The organism is Pseudobacter ginsenosidimutans, assembly GCF_007970185.1.
GTDB lineage: Bacteria > Bacteroidota > Bacteroidia > Chitinophagales > Chitinophagaceae > Pseudobacter > Pseudobacter ginsenosidimutans.
The window spans coordinates 2,336,771-2,357,760 of the sequence record NZ_CP042431.1; the positions used below are offsets into that span (position 1 = coordinate 2,336,771).

The 20,990-nt window shown below is 47.3% G+C and carries 18 protein-coding genes; 12 read left to right on the forward strand and 6 right to left on the reverse strand.

Annotated features, from left to right (window positions below):
- Positions 1-7 precede the first annotated feature (7 nt).
- Positions 8-3,559, reverse strand: a complete 3,552-nt coding sequence (locus tag FSB84_RS09600) for a hypothetical protein (RefSeq protein ID WP_225980032.1) — start codon at positions 3,557-3,559, stop codon at positions 8-10.
- A gap of 103 nt (positions 3,560-3,662) precedes the next feature.
- On the opposite strand from FSB84_RS09600, the gene FSB84_RS09605 reads away from it, so the two are divergent.
- Positions 3,663-4,304 carry an MBL fold metallo-hydrolase gene (locus FSB84_RS09605; protein ID WP_130541772.1) on the forward strand — a complete coding sequence of 214 codons (642 nt, stop codon included), beginning with the start codon at positions 3,663-3,665 and terminating at the stop codon, positions 4,302-4,304.
- 3 nt (positions 4,305-4,307) lie between these two features.
- Here FSB84_RS09605 and FSB84_RS09610 read toward each other — a convergent pair whose 3' ends face one another.
- Complete coding sequence (locus FSB84_RS09610; protein WP_130541771.1) at positions 4,308-5,837, reverse strand: lipopolysaccharide biosynthesis protein; 1,530 nt, start codon at positions 5,835-5,837, stop codon at positions 4,308-4,310.
- Between the two features lie 124 nt (positions 5,838-5,961).
- Here FSB84_RS09610 and FSB84_RS09615 point away from each other — a divergent pair, with 124 nt between their 5' ends.
- A complete protein-coding gene (locus FSB84_RS09615; RefSeq protein ID WP_130541770.1) occupies positions 5,962-6,621 on the forward strand; it encodes a hypothetical protein in 660 nt (219 codons plus the stop codon).
- On the opposite strand, the gene FSB84_RS09620 is transcribed toward FSB84_RS09615, so the two are convergent.
- Positions 6,622-7,674 (reverse strand): sensor histidine kinase, encoded by a 1,053-nt coding sequence (locus FSB84_RS09620; RefSeq protein WP_130541769.1) that lies wholly within the window; start codon positions 7,672-7,674, stop codon positions 6,622-6,624.
- A 9-nt stretch (positions 7,675-7,683) separates the two neighbouring features.
- Entirely contained in the window at positions 7,684-8,367 is a 684-nt protein-coding gene (locus tag FSB84_RS09625; protein ID WP_130541768.1) for a response regulator, read from the reverse strand.
- 162 nt (positions 8,368-8,529) lie between these two features.
- Here FSB84_RS09625 and FSB84_RS09630 point away from each other — a divergent pair, with 162 nt between their 5' ends.
- From FSB84_RS09630 to FSB84_RS09675, 10 genes are all read left to right on the forward strand, one after another.
- Positions 8,530-10,743: a hypothetical protein gene (locus FSB84_RS09630; protein ID WP_130541767.1), complete on the forward strand. Its 2,214-nt coding sequence runs from the start codon at positions 8,530-8,532 to the stop codon at positions 10,741-10,743.
- Between the two features lie 36 nt (positions 10,744-10,779).
- Positions 10,780-12,588, forward strand: coding sequence for an ABC transporter ATP-binding protein (locus tag FSB84_RS09635; RefSeq protein ID WP_130541766.1), 1,809 nt, complete (start codon positions 10,780-10,782; stop codon positions 12,586-12,588).
- Positions 12,589-12,750: 162 nt separating this feature from the next.
- Entirely contained in the window at positions 12,751-12,957 is a 207-nt protein-coding gene (locus tag FSB84_RS09640; RefSeq protein ID WP_130541765.1) for a hypothetical protein, read from the forward strand.
- Positions 12,958-12,966: 9 nt separating this feature from the next.
- A complete protein-coding gene (locus tag FSB84_RS09645) occupies positions 12,967-13,452 on the forward strand; it encodes a nucleotidyltransferase (RefSeq protein ID WP_130541764.1) in 486 nt (161 codons plus the stop codon).
- A gap of 137 nt (positions 13,453-13,589) precedes the next feature.
- Positions 13,590-14,738: a F0F1 ATP synthase subunit A gene (gene atpB, locus FSB84_RS09650; RefSeq protein ID WP_130541763.1), complete on the forward strand. Its 1,149-nt coding sequence runs from the start codon at positions 13,590-13,592 to the stop codon at positions 14,736-14,738.
- A gap of 42 nt (positions 14,739-14,780) precedes the next feature.
- Positions 14,781-15,029, forward strand: coding sequence for an ATP synthase F0 subunit C (gene atpE / locus FSB84_RS09655; RefSeq protein WP_127129343.1), 249 nt, complete (start codon positions 14,781-14,783; stop codon positions 15,027-15,029).
- Positions 15,030-15,126: 97 nt separating this feature from the next.
- A complete protein-coding gene (gene atpF / locus FSB84_RS09660; RefSeq protein ID WP_225980033.1) occupies positions 15,127-15,642 on the forward strand; it encodes a F0F1 ATP synthase subunit B in 516 nt (171 codons plus the stop codon).
- A gap of 13 nt (positions 15,643-15,655) precedes the next feature.
- Positions 15,656-16,219 carry an ATP synthase F1 subunit delta gene (gene atpH / locus FSB84_RS09665; RefSeq protein WP_130541762.1) on the forward strand — a complete coding sequence of 188 codons (564 nt, stop codon included), beginning with the start codon at positions 15,656-15,658 and terminating at the stop codon, positions 16,217-16,219.
- 46 nt (positions 16,220-16,265) lie between these two features.
- On the forward strand, positions 16,266-17,843 hold the full coding sequence (gene atpA / locus FSB84_RS09670; protein ID WP_130541761.1) for a F0F1 ATP synthase subunit alpha: 1,578 nt from the start codon (positions 16,266-16,268) through the stop codon (positions 17,841-17,843).
- A gap of 333 nt (positions 17,844-18,176) precedes the next feature.
- Positions 18,177-19,514 carry a T9SS type A sorting domain-containing protein gene (locus tag FSB84_RS09675; protein ID WP_130541760.1) on the forward strand — a complete coding sequence of 446 codons (1,338 nt, stop codon included), beginning with the start codon at positions 18,177-18,179 and terminating at the stop codon, positions 19,512-19,514.
- A 439-nt stretch (positions 19,515-19,953) separates the two neighbouring features.
- On the opposite strand, the gene FSB84_RS09680 is transcribed toward FSB84_RS09675, so the two are convergent.
- Together FSB84_RS09680 and FSB84_RS09685 are read right to left on the reverse strand one after the other, a co-directional pair.
- On the reverse strand, positions 19,954-20,247 hold the full coding sequence (locus tag FSB84_RS09680; protein WP_130541759.1) for a winged helix-turn-helix domain-containing protein: 294 nt from the start codon (positions 20,245-20,247) through the stop codon (positions 19,954-19,956).
- Between the two features lie 94 nt (positions 20,248-20,341).
- Positions 20,342-20,980, reverse strand: coding sequence for a hypothetical protein (locus tag FSB84_RS09685; protein WP_130541758.1), 639 nt, complete (start codon positions 20,978-20,980; stop codon positions 20,342-20,344).
- Between the last annotated feature and the right edge of the window lie 10 nt (positions 20,981-20,990).

Sequence of the window (20,990 nt, forward strand, 5' to 3'; positions counted from 1 at the left end):
GATCTTCCTAGAAATCTACTCCCATTGCAAAATGCAGGATGGGTTTGCCTCCGAAAATGCGGCCCATTTCCCATCCTGCATCCAGGCGAAGGAAATAACCCAGCAACATACTGCGCACACCAAATCCGTAAGAACCGGCGAAAGGCCCGATACCACCGGCTTTGCTCTTCAGGTATGTGAAGTCTGGCAGGTTGGGATCGGAAGGATAGGTGAGTGATGGCCTTGCGAGTTTGTTGTACTCTCCATTCCACGCAGTACCCAGGTCAAAGAACTGGATCACCTGGAAATTACGGACGAAGGCATTGTTGATAGGTCTGTTGATCAGCGTGGAGAATACAGGGAAACGAAGCTCACTGTTGATCACAAGCGCATTGTTGCCATTGGCGATATTCTGTTTGAAGCCGCGGAGGTTTACTGCCAGCGACTGATAGGCATAGGCTGGGTCCTGTGGTTGAGGAACAGGATAGTATTTGGGGAATAACCAGCCGTCTGACCCACCGAGATAATAAAGGATCTTTTTATCTCCGAAACTCATATCACCTGCACCACGAACGGCCCAGATAAAGTTCCTGTAGATGGGGAAATAATAACGGGCATCGAAGCCGATATTGGTGGTCATCCTTCCCGTCTTCTGGGTATTGGTAGCCTTTTCTTCGGGCTTGTTCACCTGCGCATTCAGATCAGCATAGATCTTGTAACGAAGGCCATTCCAAATATTCGTTGCTTTCTGAATGGAATTGTCATATACATATTCCAGCCGGGATACAGCAAAGGTCTGGCTGGCGATCTCCGGTGAGTCCAGTGAGATCTCTGCGCCCTGGCGCCAGTCTGTGCGCAGGAACACTTTATCTGTGCGGATACCAGCGGAAAGACGGAGGCTGCGGACCCTGTCGAACGGATATTTGATCACCGCCTGATAGAGGTTGGTGAAGGATTTGGCTTCCAGGTTCAGCAGGTTGCCATTCACCAGCGGCACCTGGCCTATTTCTGTTTTCCTGTAATACAGCAGTGAGAAGTCAAGCCTTTTCTTCAGGTAATCCACACGGGCGAACCATTCGCTTCCTCCATCGAAAAGAGACTGGTTAACGGGAACATACACTCCTGCACCGCCTGTACCGATGGAAGCACCGCCACCTGAACCGATACCACCGATCAGGGGTAAACGAAATGCGCCGGTGAAGCGGATATCTTCAAACAGGTCGAAGATGGAGGCCTTGATCATGCCGTTGAAGGAAGAACCGTTCTGCATGGATACCGGCAGAGATCCGGTATAGATCTGGTAACGGCTGATCAGTACATCATTATTGAAACCTCCGGACACATTGTCTACAGAGAATTTGAGTTTGTAATCGAAGAGCTTGGCCTTTCTGAGGATAGGCTCTTTGCCAACGGGTTCTTCACCGCCGGTATCGAAGATGCTGGCGATACGTTGCGCTGCAACCGCGCTGTCCTGTGCAGTGATGGCCCTTGCCGGTTCTGTAGCAGGCGGATTGGTAGGCGGCGGTTCTTTTTCGAAGCCCGTTTCAAAGGCGTCGTTCTTTGTTGTATCGCGGTTGCCCGGCGTTTTCAATTGAATGGCATGACCTGCTGAAGCCCTGGTCACATCCTGTCCGAGAATGCGTTTACGGTATTCCGTTGGTTTGGGATTCACGTTCCTGCGCCTGAGGGCATTTTCGTCTATGCGAAGACGGTACAGGAACTTGAGATTGCCCTGCTGCCTGGTTTCGCTGATCATGCCTTTGTCGCCCGCGATCTTTGTTTCCAGCAGGTTGCTGGCATAGTTGGTGATAGGGAAAACATAGGCGGAATCATTGGTCATGGAGAAGGAGAACATGCTGTCCGGTTCGTTCTTGCCCCATGCTTTGAGGGTGGAATCCAGCACCAGGGGGTCCGGGTTGCGGAGGATCTCATCGCCCACAATGAAAACCGTGTCTGCACCCGCCCGCACCGTGTGGAAGAAACCGGCAAAGCGGTTAGCGATACCTGTTTGGTCGCTCACGAAAGTGAAGTGCGATGTATTGTATTGCATCGGGTAGCGGGCATTGCCATACTGCATATTGGTGAGCTGGCTGATCTGCCTGAATTCACTCCTGTTCCAGTTGTCGGCCAGGAAAATATTGTATCGGTTATTGGGGACCGTTGTATCGTCTGATTTCAGGTCGAAGCTGCCGCTGGGCCTGTTGGAAGAGAAGATGATACCTGTTTTGCTGGGGAAGGCCACAAATGAAGGATCGAGATCGGAGTACACATCGTCAGTGATCTGTTCGTAACTGTCTGAGTCGATCTTGTAAATGTAGATATCCGTCTGCCCATTCCTTACAGCGCTGAAGAGAAGGGTATTGTCGTCCAGGCCGTATTTGAAGTCGAGTATCTGTTCGAAAGGAGAGATCACCTGTTTGATCCTTTTGAAGCGGACCACGCCATCGTACACAAAGAGATGTGTTTTTCCTTCTTTCCAGTAGATGCAGGCGAGTTTGGTGCCTTTGCCGTTCCAGGCGAGCAGGGGATAGTTGGGGTTCACTTCGTTCTCATTGCTTTTCACACCGCTTTTCAGGAGTACTTTCCTGTCCACCATATTTTCCCAGAGCACTACCTGGTGCTGGCCTTTCACATATTCAACCACGGCGTAGGTCATGCTGCGTGGAGCGGGATTGGCGGTGAAGCGGAAATAGTCCCTGTTGTGCTTTACTTCTTCCACAACGGTAGCGGCGCCTTTGGGGGCGTCGCGTCGGCCTTTGAGATCCGCATAATATTTTTCAGTGGTCTTGTCCATGAAGTCTTTCAGAACATCTTTGAATTTCTTCTTGGCAATCCTTTGTGAGGCGGTATTGAGGTTGCGGTAAACGCGGGCGAGATAGAGGAAGTAGGTAACATTCTCTTTCTTGTATGTTTCCGCAATATAATTCCAGAAAGCGTGGCCTGCGAGCATTGGCTTTTCGAAGGCGAACTGGTAGAAATTCTTGTATTCACCGGAGAGAAGGGCGAGTTTGAGCTCATTGTCGAGATCCGTGCTCCAGGCTTCGCCGGCATATTCAACGTAACCGTCCACCAGCCATTTGGGAAGGTCAAGCAATGCCTGGTTGGCGGCAAATTCGCCGAGATCATCGCCGAAGAGTAGATTGTCTACCAGGATACGGGCAATACCCTGGCGGATCTGTTTGCGGAGATGCTCATGATTGCCGTCGAAATACAGGATCATCTTGTTGTTCACCAGCTTGGTGATGCCGCCTGTGGTCTGCCAGTCCATATTGAGGCCGATATTGGATTGCTGCAGTTCATCGAAAGTATTGTAGATGGCGATATTGGCGCGGCGCTGCAAACCATATTCAACAAATTGCTCCATGGCGGGAAGTTCTTCTTCGGCTACCTGTGCTACAAAGTTGGCAATGGTTTTACCATTGTCGTAGAAGTATGTATTGAAGTTGGTAGACTGATAATACTGCCACTTGAATTTCCTGAACTGAACGCGGTTCTTTCCAAACTCGACAGTATTGACCTGGGCGGTCAAATCAACATATAGCAGCATTGTAGCAAGGAATACGAAAAATACTTTTCTCATTGGCTTAATCTGTTGAAATTCCATAGCCTCTCATTAATCTTTTAAAGTTAAAACAATCCGTATTACCGAAAAAAAATACAATTTGCGCAAAACCGCGCCACCCATGCTTACTATAAAGAAGTTCCCATTCAATCCGCTTCAGGAAAATACCTACGTGGTGTATAATGAGCAATCCGATTGTCTGATAGTTGATCCCGGCTGCTATTTCGAAAACGAGCGCAATGAATTGAAACAATTCATTGAAAAGAATGGTCTCCGGGCTAAATATTTGTTAAATACCCATGGTCATTTCGATCATGTTTTCGGCGATCAGTTCGTGTTCACCACCTGGGGGTTGAAACCGCACCTGCATGAAACCGAAAAGCCCGTGTTCGACATGGCTTTGATGGCTGCGCAACGGTGGGACATGAGCTTTGAGCCTTATTCCGGGGACATTATCTTTTTACGCGAATACGATACCATACGGTTGGGTACAGACCAGTTAACAGTGCTCTTCACTCCCGGCCATTCACCCGGTCATATCAGCTTCTATTGCAAAGAGCAAAACTTTGTACTGAGTGGCGATGTATTGTTCCGCGACAGTATCGGCCGCACGGACCTTCCCGGCGGGGATTTCAACCAGCTGTCCGAAAGTATTAGAACACGTTTGTATGTGTTGCCCGATGAAACTATCGTCTATTCCGGCCACGGCCCTGAAACCAGGATCGGGTACGAAAAGCAGCATAATCCTTTTGTACTGGGATAGACGTTATCTGGTTGCCGGTCTGGCGAAGAATTTTCCTACAAAGGGGAGCCGCGCCAATTCCTTTCTTTCCACTTTCATGATCAGCAAAGTGAAGAGGGCGAAGAATAGCAATCCTGCTCCGTAGTAGGTAATTTTGTAATACGAACTGTGCGGATCCAGATTACGGGCAATCATTTCATGAAGGATATACATCAACGTTACGATCACCAGGTAAGTGATCAGTTTCTTCTTTGGGTAGGGGATGGGGTAATATTTCTGTCCCAGTACATAGCTGATGGCCATCATGAAGAAATAGCAACAGAAAGTGGCCCAGGCCGCTCCGGTATATTTGAATTGCGGGATCCACCAGATATTGAGCAGAATGGTGATCACCGCACCGGCGATGGTGATATAGGCGCCGGTCATATTCTTGTTGGTAAGTTTGTACCAGACGGAGAGGTTGTAATAAATGCCCAGGAAGATACTGGCCATGCTCAGCACCGGCACAATGTGCAGGCCTTCGGCATATTCAGGATGTTTGCCGGCTATCAATACTTTCCAGGCTTCCAGGAAGAGTGCAATGAACAGGAACATGAAACAGCAGGCGATCACGAAGAATTTCATCACCCTGGCGTACATGCGCTGTGCACCTTCTTGCCTGCTCTGGTTGAAGAAGAAGGGCTCCGCCGCCATCCGGAAGATCTGGATGAAGATGGTGATCAGCACTGCCAGCTTATAGTTGGCGCCAAATACACCCAGCTCAAATTCGCGTTGCGTAACAGTTGCTGTTGACACTTTCTGGTATACCAGCCTGCTCAGCATTTCATTGATCATTCCCCCGAAACCCACAATGATCAGCGGGTAACTGTATTTCATCACTTCCTTCCATAATTTCATGTCGAACTCGAAACGGAAAGAAGTGAATTCTTTATATAACAGTAACAAACATGCGGCGCTGGCAATCACATTGGAAATAATGAAATAGCCGATGCCGATCTCCGGCCTGTACAATTGTCCAAGAAAAGTATAGGGGTCCGCTTCGCGGGCAGGTTTGGCTACATAGAAGAAGAACAATACCAGCGCCACATTCAGCAATACCGAGAACATATTGATGAACGCGTACTTGCGCGGTCTTTCCTCCTGCCGCAAACGCGCCATGGGTATGGTATAGAGCGTATCGAAGAAAACGATCCAGATCATCCAGGTCACAAATTCCGGATGTCTTTGCATTCCAATGAAACTGGTCAGCGGCTTCTCGAACAAAAAGAGAAGAGCCGTGAACAGAATGGTGGTAATGATGATGGATACGTTGAGGGTGTTGTATAGTTTCTGACGGTCATGGTCCTGCGCAAACCGGAAATAACTGGTCTCCAGACCGTATGTAAACAAGATGTTAAGGAAGGGAACAACAGCGTAGATCTGCGTGAAAGCATAGGATCCGTTAGGGTCAAACAACTGGAATCCCAGCAGGCTGATGCCAAAGCTGAGGAACCTGCTGAATATCCTTGGAACGCCATACCAGAGGGTTTGGCCGGCTAATTTCTTTATGCTCAAACGCGGATTTTTTATAGATCAGCGTCAAAATTAAGGGTTCGGTTGAGAATACCGGCTGAAATCTGGCTGCGGATATTCTAAACAGTTATGTATTTTTAGCCCGTTAAACCAAGTTGATAAACGTATGAAAAGACGAACCCCCTCCATCAGCCTGTTGGCTGCATCCCTCCTTTTTAGTGCAACTGCATTCTCCCAAACCGCTAACGAAGGTAAAGTGGAACACACGAAAGGCAATAAGGCTGCAGCAGTTATTGAGCTTCCCTATCCTGAAGAGGAAGTAGCTGATATGCTCAGTGATGCCATGGCCGCCAGAGGCGTGAAAGGCGACAAGGCCAAAGGCTTCGTTGTTTACCGTAATGTTCGGCTGAACGACAATGATCAGGACCTGAACGATCTGCATTTCAAAGTGGAGCGCAAGAGCCGCAAAGAAAAAGATATCACCAATGTGTACCTGATCATCGGCAAACCCAGCGAGAACATTGGTCTTCGCTCTGCAGTTGATTATCACAAGATCGAAGAAGCGAAATCTTTCCTGAACACCATGGTGCCTAAAATGGAAGCACACCACCTGGAAGTACAGATCAAAGAACAGGAAACGCTGGTTATTAAGGCCGAGAAGAAATTCCAGTCACTGGTGGAAGATTCTGTTTCTTATGTAGAAAAGATCAGGGGACTGGAGCAGAAGCTGAACACGAACCGTACAGACAGGGCATCCCAGGATGTTGAAGTGAAAAAACAACGCCAGACACTGGAAGCCATGCGTTCCAGGAGAAAGCCAAAATAATTACACTTCGCGTTTTGCTTCCAAAGTAAAACCGATAGTGGTTCCCACATCAGGAGTACTACGCACATGGATACTTTGTCCATGTGCTTCAATGATATGTTTACAGATGGCCAGTCCCAGGCCGGTACCGCCCTTATCTCTGCTGCGTGCAGTATCTGTTCTGTAAAACCTTTCGAAGATGCGGTGCAGGTGCTCTTCTTCGATTCCGATGCCATCGTCGCCGATTTCTATCAGCACATGCGAGTCGTCGGTTTTGTAAACGCTTGCAACAATGGTGCCTCCGTTCTTACCGTATTTGCAGGCGTTTTCCACCAGGTTGGTGAGTACCTGTTTGATCTTCTCTTTATCTGCAAACACTGTTACCGGTGCTTCGCAACCTTTTTTGATGGAGGTCTTGATCTGCTTTGCCTGTGTTTTGATAGAGAGGGAATCGTAAGTCTCGCGGATCAGGTCCTGGATGATGAAATTCTGTTTGTACAGCAATTGTGCACCGCTTTCGAGGCGTGATATTTCGTCCAGGTCATTCACCAGGTTTACCAGGCGGTCTACGTTCTTGGAAGTATTCTGCAGGAATTTCGTTCTAACTTTTTCATCATCTGCTGCACCGTCCAGCAACGTTTCTACAAAGCTCTGGATTGCGAAGATGGGCGTTTTGAATTCGTGGCTCAGGTTCTGCAGGAACTCTTTGCGGAAGGCTTCATTCTGGCGGAGCGATTCAATTTCACGGTTACGCCTTTCGCCCCATTCTTCTACATCTTCCCTTACCTCATCGATACTTTTTTGAGGAAGGATATATTTGAAATACACTTCCTCTTTTTTGGTAGCCTTGGTCTGATAGATCAGTTTATAAATGAGTTTGATCTTCCGGTAGATGAATCTTTCCAGGGTAATGATGATAAGGGAATAACTACCCGCAAACACTACGCCCAGGGAGACCACACCGATCTTCCAGTTCATGGTGAGCACAGCGATACCGATAGCTATTGGGATCGACAGGATGCCAGCTGTATAAGCGGCTAGTTGCCGGGGAGACAGGTTTTTCGTGGAAAGCATACCACAATATTACAGATCAAACTTATAACCTACACCTTTTACAGTTGTGATGCAGTCCACGCCGAGTTTCTGACGGACTTTCCGGATGTGAACATCGATGGTGCGGTCGCCTACAATTACATCGTTGCCCCATACATGATTGAGGATCTCGTTCCGCAGGAACACGCGTCCGGGCCTCGATGCCAGAAGGTACAGGAGCTCGAATTCTTTTTTAGCCAGTACCACGGAGTTGCCATTCACTTTCACTTCAAATTTCACCGGGTCGATCTCCAGGTTGTCTATACGGATCACCTTGTCTTCCGGCTCATCTTTGTTCACTCTTCTGAAGAGGGCGTTTACGCGGCTGACCAGTACTTTGGGGCTGATGGGCTTGCTCACATAGTCGTCGGCGCCGGTTTCCAGGCCTTTGATCTGGGAGCTTTCATCGTTCAGGGCAGTGAGAAAAATAATAAGGGTGTCTTTGAAGGCAGGTTGGGCGCGAAGGATCTCACAAACTTCCACTCCATTCTTCTTAGGCATCATGATGTCCAGTACAATCAACTGGGGCTGGCTCGATTTAGCCTTTACCAGGGCATCGTCACCGTCTTTTGCAGTGATCACATCATACCCTTCCCGGCTCAGATTGTATTGAATGATCTCAAGGATATCCGGTTCATCATCAGCGATTAAGATCTTCTTTCCTTTAGAGTCCATGTTAACAATTAATTTACGCAAAGTTAATTTACCGCTGCAAGCCACAAGTAGTTAATCGATTATGAAATTGTTAACTGATCTAATACGGGAATAATTGATTTTCCGGGCGATACGGCCAATTGGTCGTATTTTTGCAGGGTATCAACGGAGTTATCGCACCGTATGAAACCATCAATACCAATCGTTATCTTATTGATCCTGTTCTGTGGAGACCTCCTTGGTCAGGGGCAGGAAGCGGCCAGTTATCAGATAGCCAGGGAAAGATCCCTGTGGCACGACAATATCGATAAGGCGCAGCTGAAATTACAACTGGAATTCGACCGCCTGCGGATCGATACGTCCACCAAATTGCAGGCGCTGGATGCCATCACCCGCCAGGTGAATGAGATCCAGATGGGGATCGAAACTGATTCCACCCTCAACAGCAATGATAAAGGCCGTTACCTCCGCACGCTGGAATATATGCTCCGCGGCTATGGAGATAAGGTGAACAAGCGTGATTTCGGTCCAACCATGGGGCCCGCCCTCGTGAAAGCCTTTGAAAAAGGGATCGATCTCAACCGGAAAAAAGAAAGCATCAAGCCGCTCGTGGATGAAGTGGATTATGGCATCGGAAAGATCCTCGTGGATTGTTTCGAATTCTATTTTGCCGACAATCCCGGAATGGCAGGCTCCAAAGTGACACTGCTCCGCAAATACATCAACCTTCATCCGGACCAGGCGCTTCCTGTTCTCCGCGATAATCCCAATGTTTATTTTGCCGACAGCCTCATCAGCGTAGTTGCCCAACGAGATACCCGCAGGCTATACGATTATGCCGCAGCGCGCAATAAACTTGGCGACCGTATCCGCAACCACCCCGATACCTTCGTGAATATGGTGGCAAGAATGGCCAACAGCAAGAGCGGACAATTGTATTTCCCTTTTCTCGATAACCTGCTCAAAGGCAGGATCACACTCGCTGAGATCGATAGTGTGAAAGAAGATGATTTCAAATATTTCCGACTGATGGTGAAAACGCGCATCGATTATGCCGCCCGCCTTCTTCCACCACTCCGCGATACTGCCCACGAAATGAAAGCCCTCACCGCCATGATGGCGAGCAAGGCCAAACAATATTTTGTAAGAGAGATCAATGCCCTTCACGATGTAAGCGATTCCCGCGTGCGCTTCAAAAGGCTCGAAGGACTTACGCCACAGGAACTCTACTACATCTCTGTGCTAAGTGAAGACGAGCTCTACACTTCCAGTTATGTGAGCGGCGTTTACCCGCGCATCTTCGAACGGATGGCAAATCCCCGCGGCGACAGTCTCCTGATGAGCGTTCACGGTGACTTCTTCCGCAAATTCATCAAGATGGCAGCCGGTTACAATACACTCAACAATTTCCTCGGCACCATGGGTAAGGAAAATGCTGCTACACTCATGCAGTCGTTTGTGATCGGTCTCGAAAAACCGAAGCCCGGCGATGAACTGGAAGACGCGGTGGACGTGGCCGACTCCTACAGCAGTATCATGGATAAAGACAAGGAAATGGCCGGCTTCGTTCTCAACCAGGTCCGCTGGAGTTATGAGAAGAATGTTCGTGAGAACAACAAGCGTGGTATCGTGATCTACAACCTCCTCAAGATACTTTTCCAGTCCGCAGATACAACTACCAAAACCGATCTCTCCGCACAGCTTGGTATTCCTTCCATCTATGATCAGGATTACAAGGGCCTGGTGGACGATAGCGGACGCGTGGTCCAGCAGGTTTTCTTTTATGGCGATGAAGACAAAGACGGCCAGCTCAGCTTCATCAATTTCATGAACATGTTCCGTGGAAGAGCTGAGTGGAGGATCAATGAAAAGAATCCTGAATGGGTGACCATCACTTCCACCAAAGGAAAGCCCGTTTGGATCTTCGCCAACAGGCCGCTGCTCGGTGATGATGATCCGGATGATAAAGCACAGAACAAACTCATCGCATACCTGGAAGAACGCAATCTTAAACCTTCCGTGGTGATCCATCGCGGACATAGTTACCACCTGGCGTCCACCCTCAAGAAGCTGGCGCCAACCGCTAAAATTGTCGTGCTCGGTTCCTGCGGCGGTTACAATAACCTCAATGAAGTGTTAACTATTTGTAAGGATGCGCATATCATTTCTTCCAAACAGGTGGGAACGAAAGTAGTGAATGAACCTATCCTGCAGGCCATCAACAATAACCTGGTGGCAGGCCGGAATATCGACTGGATCTCGATGTGGCGCGATCTCACCGGCAAATTCAGGAATGATGCCGCCGCCAAGGAAAAATTTGACGACTACATCCCCCCGTATAAGAACCTTGGTGCCATTTTTATCAAGGCTTATCGCAAAGCGATGGGAGAAGAGTAATTATCACACTAACAGTACCTATCTTTGCCCCCTTGTATGTCAGAAGGGAAGGAGAAAAAAATATTCAACTTTGGTTTGCTCAGAAGGGTGTTCCAGTTCGCTGCCCCTTACAAGAGAAGATTCTACATTTCGTTGGGCCTGGCGATACTACTCGCAGTATTATCACCCATCAGGCCGTATCTCATACAACTTACCATCAATGATTATGTGAAGGACGGAGCTGCTGCCGCACTGGTAGACAAGATCCGCTTCATCGATATCGTGATCTGGGTAACTGTTATCCAGATCGGGTTACTGCTGATAGAATCAGCTTTCCGTTTCTGGTTCTCTTTTCTCACAGCCTGGCTGGGACAGAGCGTGGTGAAAGACCTGCGCGTGAAAGTGTACCGGAAGATCCTCGGACTGAATCTTTCGCAGTTCGATAAAACGCCCATCGGCACTCTCACCACCCGCACCATCAACGATATCGAAGCCATCAACGATATTTTTGCAGATGGACTGATCCCCATCATTGCAGACCTGCTATCCATCATCGCCATCCTGATCTTCATGTTCGTGAGCGACTGGAAGCTGACCCTCGTGAGCCTGGCGCCATTCCCGATCCTGATAGCAGCCACTTATGTTTTCAAGGAGAGCGTGAACAAATCGTTTATCCGTGTGCGTAATGCCGTGGCTGCACTGAATGCCTTTGTACAGGAACATATCACGGGAATGCCCGTGGTACAGGCATTCGCCGCAGAAGACCGCGAGTTCAATAAATTCAAAAAGATCAACCGCGAACACCGCAACGCCAATATCAAAGCCATCTTCGCTTATTCTGTTTTCTTTCCCGTAGTGGAAATTGTACTGGCCGTAGGCACCAGTCTCCTTGTCTGGTGGGCAGCCACTCATGCCATGCAGCTCGAAGGCAAGTCAGCAGAAGACCTGATTGGTAAAATGATCTCTTTCTATCTCTGTCTCAACCTGCTCTTCCGCCCGCTCCGCGTGATCGCAGATAAGTTCAACGTATTGCAGATGGGCATGGTGGCCAGTGAGCGCGTGTTCAAGGTGCTGGACAATGATGATTATGTGAAGAAAGACGGCAACTTTGCGCCGGAACAGGTGAAGGGGAAGATCGAATTCGATCATGTGAGCTTTGCATATGTGGATGACCGTTATGTGCTGAAAGATGTGAACTTCAAGGCGCAGCCAGGTGAAACCATCGCCATTGTTGGACATACCGGCAGCGGCAAAACCACCATCATCAGTCTGATCAATCGCCTGTATCATATTCAGAAAGGCGCTATCCGCGTGGATGATGTGAATATCGAAGAATTCCAGCTGGATGCCCTCCGCAAGAATGTAGGTGTGGTGCTGCAGGATGTATTCCTGTTTTCCGGTTCCGTGCTGGACAATATCACATTGCGTAATCCTGCGATCCCACGGGAAAGAGTAGTTGAAGCAGCAATGCTGATCGGTATGCACGATTTCATCATGCAACTGCCCGGAGGTTATGATTACAACGTGATGGAAAGAGGAAGCTCATTGAGCCTGGGCCAGCGTCAGCTATTATCGTTTATCCGCGCATTATTATACAATCCATCCATTCTTATTCTTGATGAAGCCACTTCTTCAGTGGACACAGAAAGCGAATTATTAATCCAGGAAGCAATTGAAAAATTGATTGCAGGCAGAACGAGTATTGTGATTGCACACAGGTTAAGCACCATCCGCAAAGCCACACAGATCATTGTGCTGGATAAAGGAGAAGTGAAGGAATCCGGGAATCATGAGGAGTTGATGAAGCTGCAGGGCTTTTATTACAAGTTGCACCAGATGCAGTTTGAGAAGCAGGTGCAGGGGTAAGAAAAATTCGGGGATCTTCGGTAGGCGGTAAAAAATCGTCACTCTATTTTATTGAAGAAGAAACATTAAGATGATTTCAGTTATTAAGTATCATTTAATTACTGAAAAATCTGCCAAATTCCGCGGCAGTAATTTCCCCAAAAAAATTAGTAAATTGCAATCATGGAAGACTATCCGAAGACTGAACAAAACTCCAATCCACAGCAAGTCAATGAAGCTGATGTTACTTACAAAAGTGAAGCATCAGGTGAACTGGCTCGATTGAGAAAGAACATGAACATGTCCGACATGGATAAGTTACGCGCCTTTACCCGCATGCTGGTTCGTAATGCGATGTACAAGAAGGCAATTATCTCTCATCATAAATAAAGTTCTCTCATGGACATTCTCGATGAAGAATTGATCAATTTCTGGAGCACATTGAACAGGAATGGAGTACGTTATATTATGGTCGGAGGGTTTGCAACTCGCTTGCATGGGCATGATAGAAATACTGATGACTTGGATATGTGGATAGAAGATACGATTGAGAATAGGAGGAACCTTAGAAAGAGCTTTAAAGAATTAGGCCAGGGGGACCTTGTTTCTCTGGAAACAATGCAATTTTTGCCAGGTTGGACAAGCTTTTATGTTGGCGCTGGAATTGAGCTTGATATTATGACCTCAATGAAAGGCCTCGAGCAATATACTTTCTCCGAATGCCTTGAAAAAGCTTCCCATGCTAACTTTGAAGGTATCAATGTTCCATTTTTACACATTAATCATCTAATTGATAATAAGAAAGTTGTAAATAGACTTAAAGATCAGGATGATGTCAGAGAATTAGAAAAGATCAAAAAACTACGTGAGCAGGAAGGTGAGTAACAAATTGCTTTTTCTTGCATACACTACCTGATCTGCCTTTTTCCCACTCTTTTTACCCTCTTTCACTAAAATACTTTCAACACTCGTTCTTTTTCAGCTATCCCCAACGTATCTTTGCGGCAAATTTAACGACAGGTATGAAGGTTAGCAGTCTCAAATCCTTTGCAGTAGCGAGTTTCAGCCTTTTTATGATTCTTTTTTCTAATGTAACTCTTGCACAGCATGACCAGCATGGAGAACAAGGCCATGCAGCTACAGAAGAAAAGAAAGGATTCGATGCCAATAAGGTGATTTTCGACCACGTTCTGGACGGTCATGAATACCATTTCATGGACGTTACCGGCGAAGACGGTCATTTGCATCCCATCTCCCTCCCGCTGCCTGTGATGCTTTACTCTCCCCAGCGCGGTTTCACTGCTTTCCTCAGCTCTAAATTCGAGCACGGTCATGCAGACTATAACGGATACAGACTGGTAGACGGTAAAGTGATTCCCGTAAACGAAGCCGGACAGATCGATGAGTCCGTGAAAGTGTATGATATCTCCCTCACACGTAACGTAGTTCAGATGCTGGTGGCGCTTACCCTCCTGGTAGTGATCATGCTGAGCATCGCTAAAAAATACAAAAAAGGAATTGGTGTAAAACAGGCTCCTTCTGGTTTCCAGAATGCAGTTGAACCTGTGATCACTTTTGTAAGGGATGAAGTGGCAAAGCCAAACCTTGGTCAAAAGAAGTACGCGAAGTATCTTCCGCTCCTGCTGACCATCTTCTTCTTCATCCTGATCAATAACCTCTTTGGCCTGCTCCCCGGATCAGCCAATGTAACCGGTAATATCGCATTCACTGCTGTACTCGGTCTGATCTCTTTTGTAGTGATCCTGTTCAGCGGTAACAAACATTTCTGGGGGCATATCTTCAACCCGCCTGTACCTGGCTTTGTAAAGCCTATCATGGTGCTGGTTGAGTTCCTCAGTATTTTCACCAAGCCATTCGCATTGATCATCCGTCTTTTTGCGAATATGCTGGCTGGTCACATTATCATTATCTGTCTGATCTCTCTGATATTCATCTTCGGAGGTATGAGTGCAGGTATCGGTTGGGGATTCTCACCCATCTCCATCGGTTTCTCTGTATTCATCTTCCTGATTGAAGTGCTGGTAGCATTCATCCAGGCGTTCATCTTCACTAACCTTACAGCCGTGTTCATCGGCCAGGCCATTGAAGAAACACATCACCATGATGATCATGCGCACCACGATCTGCCGGATGATGCAGTGATCATTTAATCAACGTTGTCATTTTTTATCAATTCTAATAAAAACAGAAAAATGGATCTTTTAAACATTATGTTGAGCGAAGTAGCCTGGGCTAATGCCGGAGGCGCTATCGGTGCAGGTATGGCTGCTATCGGTGCTGGTATCGGTATCGGTCAGATTGGTAAAGGTGCAGTAGAAGCTATTGCCCGCCAACCGGAAGCTGCTAACGACATCCGCGCTAACATGATCCTGACTGCTGCGTTTGTTGAGGGTGTTGCCCTGTTCGCAGTTATCGCAGGTATCCTGGCTATGTTCGTTTAAACAAACATTATTACTGCATCCAACGCAAAGGGCCGAGGATGCAGTAATCTTTTCGAATTCTGTTTTTAATTCCTGTTGCTATTATTAAAGCTTATATATGATATTACTTAAATCCGGCATCGACTTACTTGTACCAGAAAATGGATTATTGATCTGGACTGCGCTGGCTTTCCTCATCGTATTCTACATCCTTTCCAAATTTGCCTGGAAGCCCATCCTGAACTCCCTGAAAGAAAGGGAAACAGGTATCGCTGACTCCCTGGCTACTGCAGAAAGAGTAAAGGCTGAAATGGCCCAGATGAAGAGCGACAATGAAAAATTGCTGGCTGAAGCACGTGAAGAAAGAGCAAAGCTGCTGAAAGATGCTGCGGAAACAAGAGACAGGATCATCAATGAAGCGAAAGAAAAAGCCAAGGTTGAAGCCAACAAGCTGATCCTGGATGCAAGATCTGCTATCGAACAGCAGAAAATGGCTGCCCTCACTGATGTGAAAAATCAGGTTGGTAACCTCGTTATCGAAGTAGCTGAAAAAGTACTGCGCCGCGAACTGGCCAATAAAGCTGAGCAGGAGAACTATATCAAATCATTGGCAAGCGAAGTGAAACTGAACTAATTTAATCTTTATTATGCCCAATCCACGTTTAGCTGGAAGATATGCAAAGAGCCTGGTAGACCTGGCGCTCGAAAGAAATGCACTGGAGGAAGTATATAAAGATATGCTCTTCCTGCAGAAGGTTTGCAAGAACAGCCGCGAGTTCGTGAGCCTGCTGAAAAGTCCTGTGGTAAAAGCCGACAAGAAGGCTGCTATCCTGGACGCCGTTACAGGCAGCGAGATCACTGAGCTCACAGCTTCTTTCAACCGCCTGCTGGTAAACAAAGGCCGCGAAGGAAACCTGCCTGAGATCATCGCAGCGTTCATAGACCAGTACAAGCAATACAAAGGAATTCAAACTGTTCGTCTCACCACTGCAGTTCCCGTTAGCGATGGCCTGAAAGACCAGATCATCGCCAAAGTACAGGAGCAGGCAGGAACAAAGAATATCGATCTCACTACAACAGTGGATGAAGCTATTCTCGGTGGTTTCAAACTGGAGATCGGAGATACACTGGTGGATGCCAGCATCTCTTATGATCTGAACAAGATCAAAGCCCAGTTCCTGAACAACGACTTTATTTATAAAATCAGGTAGTGAGTATACTCACACTCTATAAATCAACAATAAACAAGGTTATCATATGGTAGAAATTAAACCCGATGAGATCTCAGCGATATTGCGCCAGCAATTGAGCAATTTCAATGCCGCCGCTGATCTTGAAGAAGTGGGTACTGTATTACAGGTGGGTGACGGTATCGCCCGTGTATACGGATTAAGCAACGTACGCTCCGGTGAGCTCGTTGAATTTGAAAATGGCGTTAAAGCTATTGCCCTCAACCTCGAAGAAGACAACGTGGGTGTGGTATTGATGGGTGAGAGCGGAGACATCAAAGAGGGTTCAAAAGCACGCCGTACCGGTAAGATCGCTTCTATCAACGTAGGAGAAGGAATGCTGGGCCGTGTTGTAAATACCCTGGGCGATCCTATCGACGGTAAAGGTCCTATCAAAGGTGAGCGTTATGAGATGCCCCTCGAGCGTAAAGCTCCTGGCGTTATCTTCCGTGAGCCTGTAAAAGAACCGCTGCAAACCGGTATCAAAGCCATCGACGCGATGATCCCTGTTGGTCGTGGTCAGCGTGAGCTGATCATCGGTGACCGTCAGACTGGTAAAACAGCTATCGCTATCGATACTATCATCAACCAGAAAGAATTCTTCGAAGCTGGTAAACCTGTATATTGTATTTATGTAGCCATTGGTCAGAAGGCTTCTACCATCGCCGGTGTGATGAAAACCCTGGAAGATGCAGGCGCAATGCCCTACACTACCATCGTAGCGGCTTCTGCTTCTGATCCCGCTCCGCTGCAGTTCTACGCTCCATTTGCTGGTGCTGCCATCGGTGAGTTCTTCCGCGATACCGGACGTCCTGCACTCATCGTGTATGATGACCTTTCAAAACAAGCCGTAGCTTACCGTGAGGTATCCCTGCTGCTCCGCCGTCCGCCAGGCCGTGAAGCTTACCCTGGTGACGTATTCTACCTGCACAGCCGTCTGCTCGAGCGCGCCGCCAAGGTGATCAGTGACGATAACGTTGCAAAGAATATGAACGACTGCCCTGATTCTATCAAGCACCTCGTTAAAGGTGGTGGTTCTCTGACCGCTCTGCCGATCATTGAAACACAGGCCGGTGACGTATCTGCATACATCCCAACCAACGTGATCTCCATCACCGATGGTCAGATCTTCCTGGAAGGTAACCTCTTCAACGCCGGTATCCGTCCGGCCATCAACGTAGGTATCTCCGTATCCCGCGTAGGTGGTTCCGCTCAGATCAAATCCATGAAGAAAGTATCCGGTACCCTGAAACTGGACCAGGCCCTCTATCGTGAGATGGAAGCCTTCTCCAAATTCGGTGGTGACCTCGATGCCGCTACCAAAATGGTAATCGACAAAGGTGCACGTAACGTGGAGATCCTGAAACAACCTCAGTACACTCCGTTCAAAGTGGAAAAACAAGTAGCGATCATCTACCTCGGTACTCAAGGTCTGCTCCGCGAAGTTCCGGTTAAACGTGTACGTGAGTTCGAAGACCACTTCCTCCTGGAAATGGACAACAAACTCCCTGATGTACTTGCCGAATTCAAGAAAGGCATCCTTGATGATAACAGCATCAAGAAAATGGTTGATCTCGCAAAGAGCCTCATGCCTCAGTACAAATAAACTGATAAGAATATTCAGATTCATAGTGGAAGTGCTTCCGGTTTATACCCGGAAGCACTTTTTTTATGCACTGGAAATCAACGCTGCACAAGGGTTTTAGCACCTATTGCGGAAAAAACTTTGTAGAGATACTTGCACAAATGGAATTTTGTAATTTACTTTGCTTCATCAACTCAGAACATCCTCCAAATCCCCTCGAATAGCCGTACTCTTTTCTCCATCCAATTTTCATAAGTAATCCAAGTCTGCCAATTTCTACGAAAATGACCTTATAGGTTCCAAATTCCTGTGGGCTACCGCGTTCAAATTCTGTTACCCCTTTAATAGAAATATATGAAAGCGTACCCTACGGTAATCACTATTACCCATGTTTTTCGTATCACCTTTAAATCAACAGTATTAGTTCTGTTATTTATCGCGAATTCTGTTTTCGGTTACTCGCAAGAGTTAGAATTCAGTAATCCCAAACTTGAACCAGGCTCCGCCAAAGCAGGCGCTGATGGCGCTGTGTACAGGTTCCCCTCAGTTACTACGGATGTAGATGCATTGGTCACCATCATCGGCCGCTCTTCATCTGCTGTGAAACTGACTTCCATCGATCTGAATGCATCAGGATTCGACAAAGCATTCCAGCCACAGGTTAGCATGAATAACGGCACAACGCCTTCCGGTTATAACAAATGGTACATGGAATTTGAGATCTCTTTTGTGAAGAAAGGTACCAATATACCTACTCCGGTGGAAACTGTGAATGTGACTGCACTTGATGTAGACGGTAATGGCAAATCCCTTTCGGAATATGTGACTTTCTATAACCTGAGCTCTTATGTGCTGGAATCTGCAACCGAGATTGTGGCCTCCTCTGTGAATGATCAGCTCTTTGGTTATGCAGGCAATATTGCAGGAAAACAATTTACAGGCCCTTCCACCAACTATCAGAATATCGATCCGGAAGCAACCCCTGTAATGGTTACAAGCAAGTATAGCAATATCACCAGGATGCGTTTCCGCGCCGGTGCAATCAGCCAGGAAAAACAAGGTGCAGGTGACAGGATGTATTCTTTCTGGTTCAAATCTTTCACCTACACCGATCCCATAGCAGGATCACTGCCGGTAAAACTCAGCTCTTTCTACGCTACCAAAAAGAATGATACCAAAGTATCGCTCAACTGGAGTACAGCACAGGAGATCAATGCCAGCCACTTTGTTGTGGAGCGCAGCTTCGATGGAAAAGAATATGATGAGGCAGGCCTTGTGTTCGCTATCGGGAACACCAACGCAAACAGTAATTACAAGTTCACAGACGATCTGAAGAGTAAACATTCCAACATCATCTACTACCGCCTCCGGATCGTGGATATGGATGGAAAAACTGAGAAATCTGTGGTTCGCATCATCCGCAGCGCAGAAGAGAAGGAATATGCAAAGATCCTCACGTATCCCAACCCGGTAGTGAATGAATTACGTGTGCAGCTCCCTGTTAGCTGGCAGAACAATGCAGTGAATATCGAAGTATTCAACAATAGCGGACAAATAGTGAAACGCCAGATCGCCAATCGTGCAGGGCAGACTGAAGTAGTGAATGTGAATGATCTTGAAAGCGGCATCTACTTTGTTCGCGCAGGAAACGGAACCGAATCTTCCACTCAACGTATTGCGAAATTGAAATAAACTCTACACTCAACTTTTTATAAGGGTACGATCAACAAACAAGTCATCCTGTGTCTACAGGGTGTGTTTTTAAGAAAGTTCAGCCTTTACGTACCTGCTGATGCTTTCTGTGATCAACAACTCTTCAACTGGTTTTTATTTAAAGGGTACGATCAACAACAGCCGGGCTTTTCCAAGCCTGGCTCTCTTTTTTGTGGCCATGGCTCCTGGAGAGGCCTCCGGGGGTGATGTAAATCCGGCTGGGAAATGAACCGGCGCGGGAGGATTTTTTTGGGCTGTTGTTGGTTGGATTGGGCAATGGGAATGCTGATGAACTGCTTCGCTTACATTTCATAAGGCCGGATTTACATCACCCCCGGAGGCATGGGCACGCTGATGGGGTAAGAGGAATAATGCGATAAATAAAAAGAGGAGTATGCTTAACACTATCGACGCTTAGTTACTTCTTTAAGTGCAGATAGGATTGCAGGTTGTTCACGTATTTCTGAAAGGCTTGTTTGCCGAGGGAAGTGATCCGGCAGATGGTTTGAGGATAGTTGTTGCGGAATTGTTTGTGCACTTCTATGTAGCCTGCTTCACGGAGCTTGTTGATCTGAACGCTGAGGTTGCCGGCTGTGGCATTGGTCTTTTCACGGAGGAACGTGAATTCAGCCTCCGGTTGTTGCATCAACAGGCTGATCACGGCAAGGCGGAGCTGGGAGTGTAAGATCGGATCGAGGTCCTTGAATTCCATTACTGCGTTTTCAACGAATACAGTAACAAATATACAGTCAAAGCAGGGTGATCAATCAGCATGCCGATTAAAAACCCCGCTTTGAATTTTAATATTACTTGCAACCGGCGATCATCTCTTCCAGTTGTTTTTGTCCCCAGTTGGGATGCAGTGTGGATGCGGGTTTGAAGCTGCCGTATTTTTTCAGGGCTTCTTCCATGATGGGTTTGGCAGTTGCACAACCACCACCGAACTGCTCAGGCGTGTAGCGCAGATTTTGTCCCTGTATGAAATATGGACGCGGATTGTTGGGGTCCTGCGTTTTGGCATCGCTCAATGCTTTCTCGATAACAGGACCGTACTGCATATAACGTTCCATCGGATTCACAATCATGCGAACTGTTGCCGAAATGGATTTGATCACGCTGATCTCAGAATTGTCTGGTGCTAGAGCGGCAGCTTTCGCCAGCAGTGTATCGATCTTGTCTGCATACTGATCATTGTTAGGAGCGTCGTTCTTCACAAACGCATAAATGCCGTATGCATAGGCTGCGTAATAATAGGGAAGCCACTGGTTCTTTTCTGCATCGGCGATCCGCTCGAATGCCTGGGAAGAAGCCAGGAAATCATCGGCAGTTTTGTTGGCGCCCAATTCTTCGATCTTGGCGGTCATGGCGCCGGTATACTTTTCACTTTGTGCCATGGCTGTCACTGTCAAAGCGAGTGCAGCAAATACGAACAGGATTTTTCTCATTGTTGATAGA

What these genes read in the sequence shown, in the direction of transcription:
- FSB84_RS09600 (WP_225980032.1), bottom strand. Translation starts at nt 3,559, where the DNA reads ATGAGAAAAGTATTTTTCGTATTCCTTGCTACAATGCTGCTATATGTT.
- FSB84_RS09605 (WP_130541772.1), top strand. Translation starts at nt 3,663, where the DNA reads ATGCTTACTATAAAGAAGTTCCCATTCAATCCGCTTCAGGAAAATACC.
- FSB84_RS09615 (WP_130541770.1), top strand. Translation starts at nt 5,962, where the DNA reads ATGAAAAGACGAACCCCCTCCATCAGCCTGTTGGCTGCATCCCTCCTT.
- FSB84_RS09620 (WP_130541769.1), bottom strand. Translation starts at nt 7,674, where the DNA reads ATGCTTTCCACGAAAAACCTGTCTCCCCGGCAACTAGCCGCTTATACA.
- FSB84_RS09625 (WP_130541768.1), bottom strand. Translation starts at nt 8,367, where the DNA reads ATGGACTCTAAAGGAAAGAAGATCTTAATCGCTGATGATGAACCGGAT.
- FSB84_RS09630 (WP_130541767.1), top strand. Translation starts at nt 8,530, where the DNA reads ATGAAACCATCAATACCAATCGTTATCTTATTGATCCTGTTCTGTGGA.
- FSB84_RS09635 (WP_130541766.1), top strand. Translation starts at nt 10,780, where the DNA reads ATGTCAGAAGGGAAGGAGAAAAAAATATTCAACTTTGGTTTGCTCAGA.
- FSB84_RS09640 (WP_130541765.1), top strand. Translation starts at nt 12,751, where the DNA reads ATGGAAGACTATCCGAAGACTGAACAAAACTCCAATCCACAGCAAGTC.
- FSB84_RS09645 (WP_130541764.1), top strand. Translation starts at nt 12,967, where the DNA reads ATGGACATTCTCGATGAAGAATTGATCAATTTCTGGAGCACATTGAAC.
- atpB (WP_130541763.1), top strand. Translation starts at nt 13,590, where the DNA reads ATGAAGGTTAGCAGTCTCAAATCCTTTGCAGTAGCGAGTTTCAGCCTT.
- atpE (WP_127129343.1), top strand. Translation starts at nt 14,781, where the DNA reads ATGGATCTTTTAAACATTATGTTGAGCGAAGTAGCCTGGGCTAATGCC.
- atpF (WP_225980033.1), top strand. Translation starts at nt 15,127, where the DNA reads ATGATATTACTTAAATCCGGCATCGACTTACTTGTACCAGAAAATGGA.
- atpH (WP_130541762.1), top strand. Translation starts at nt 15,656, where the DNA reads ATGCCCAATCCACGTTTAGCTGGAAGATATGCAAAGAGCCTGGTAGAC.
- atpA (WP_130541761.1), top strand. Translation starts at nt 16,266, where the DNA reads ATGGTAGAAATTAAACCCGATGAGATCTCAGCGATATTGCGCCAGCAA.
- FSB84_RS09675 (WP_130541760.1), top strand. Translation starts at nt 18,177, where the DNA reads ATGAAAGCGTACCCTACGGTAATCACTATTACCCATGTTTTTCGTATC.
- FSB84_RS09680 (WP_130541759.1), bottom strand. Translation starts at nt 20,247, where the DNA reads ATGGAATTCAAGGACCTCGATCCGATCTTACACTCCCAGCTCCGCCTT.
- FSB84_RS09685 (WP_130541758.1), bottom strand. Translation starts at nt 20,980, where the DNA reads ATGAGAAAAATCCTGTTCGTATTTGCTGCACTCGCTTTGACAGTGACA.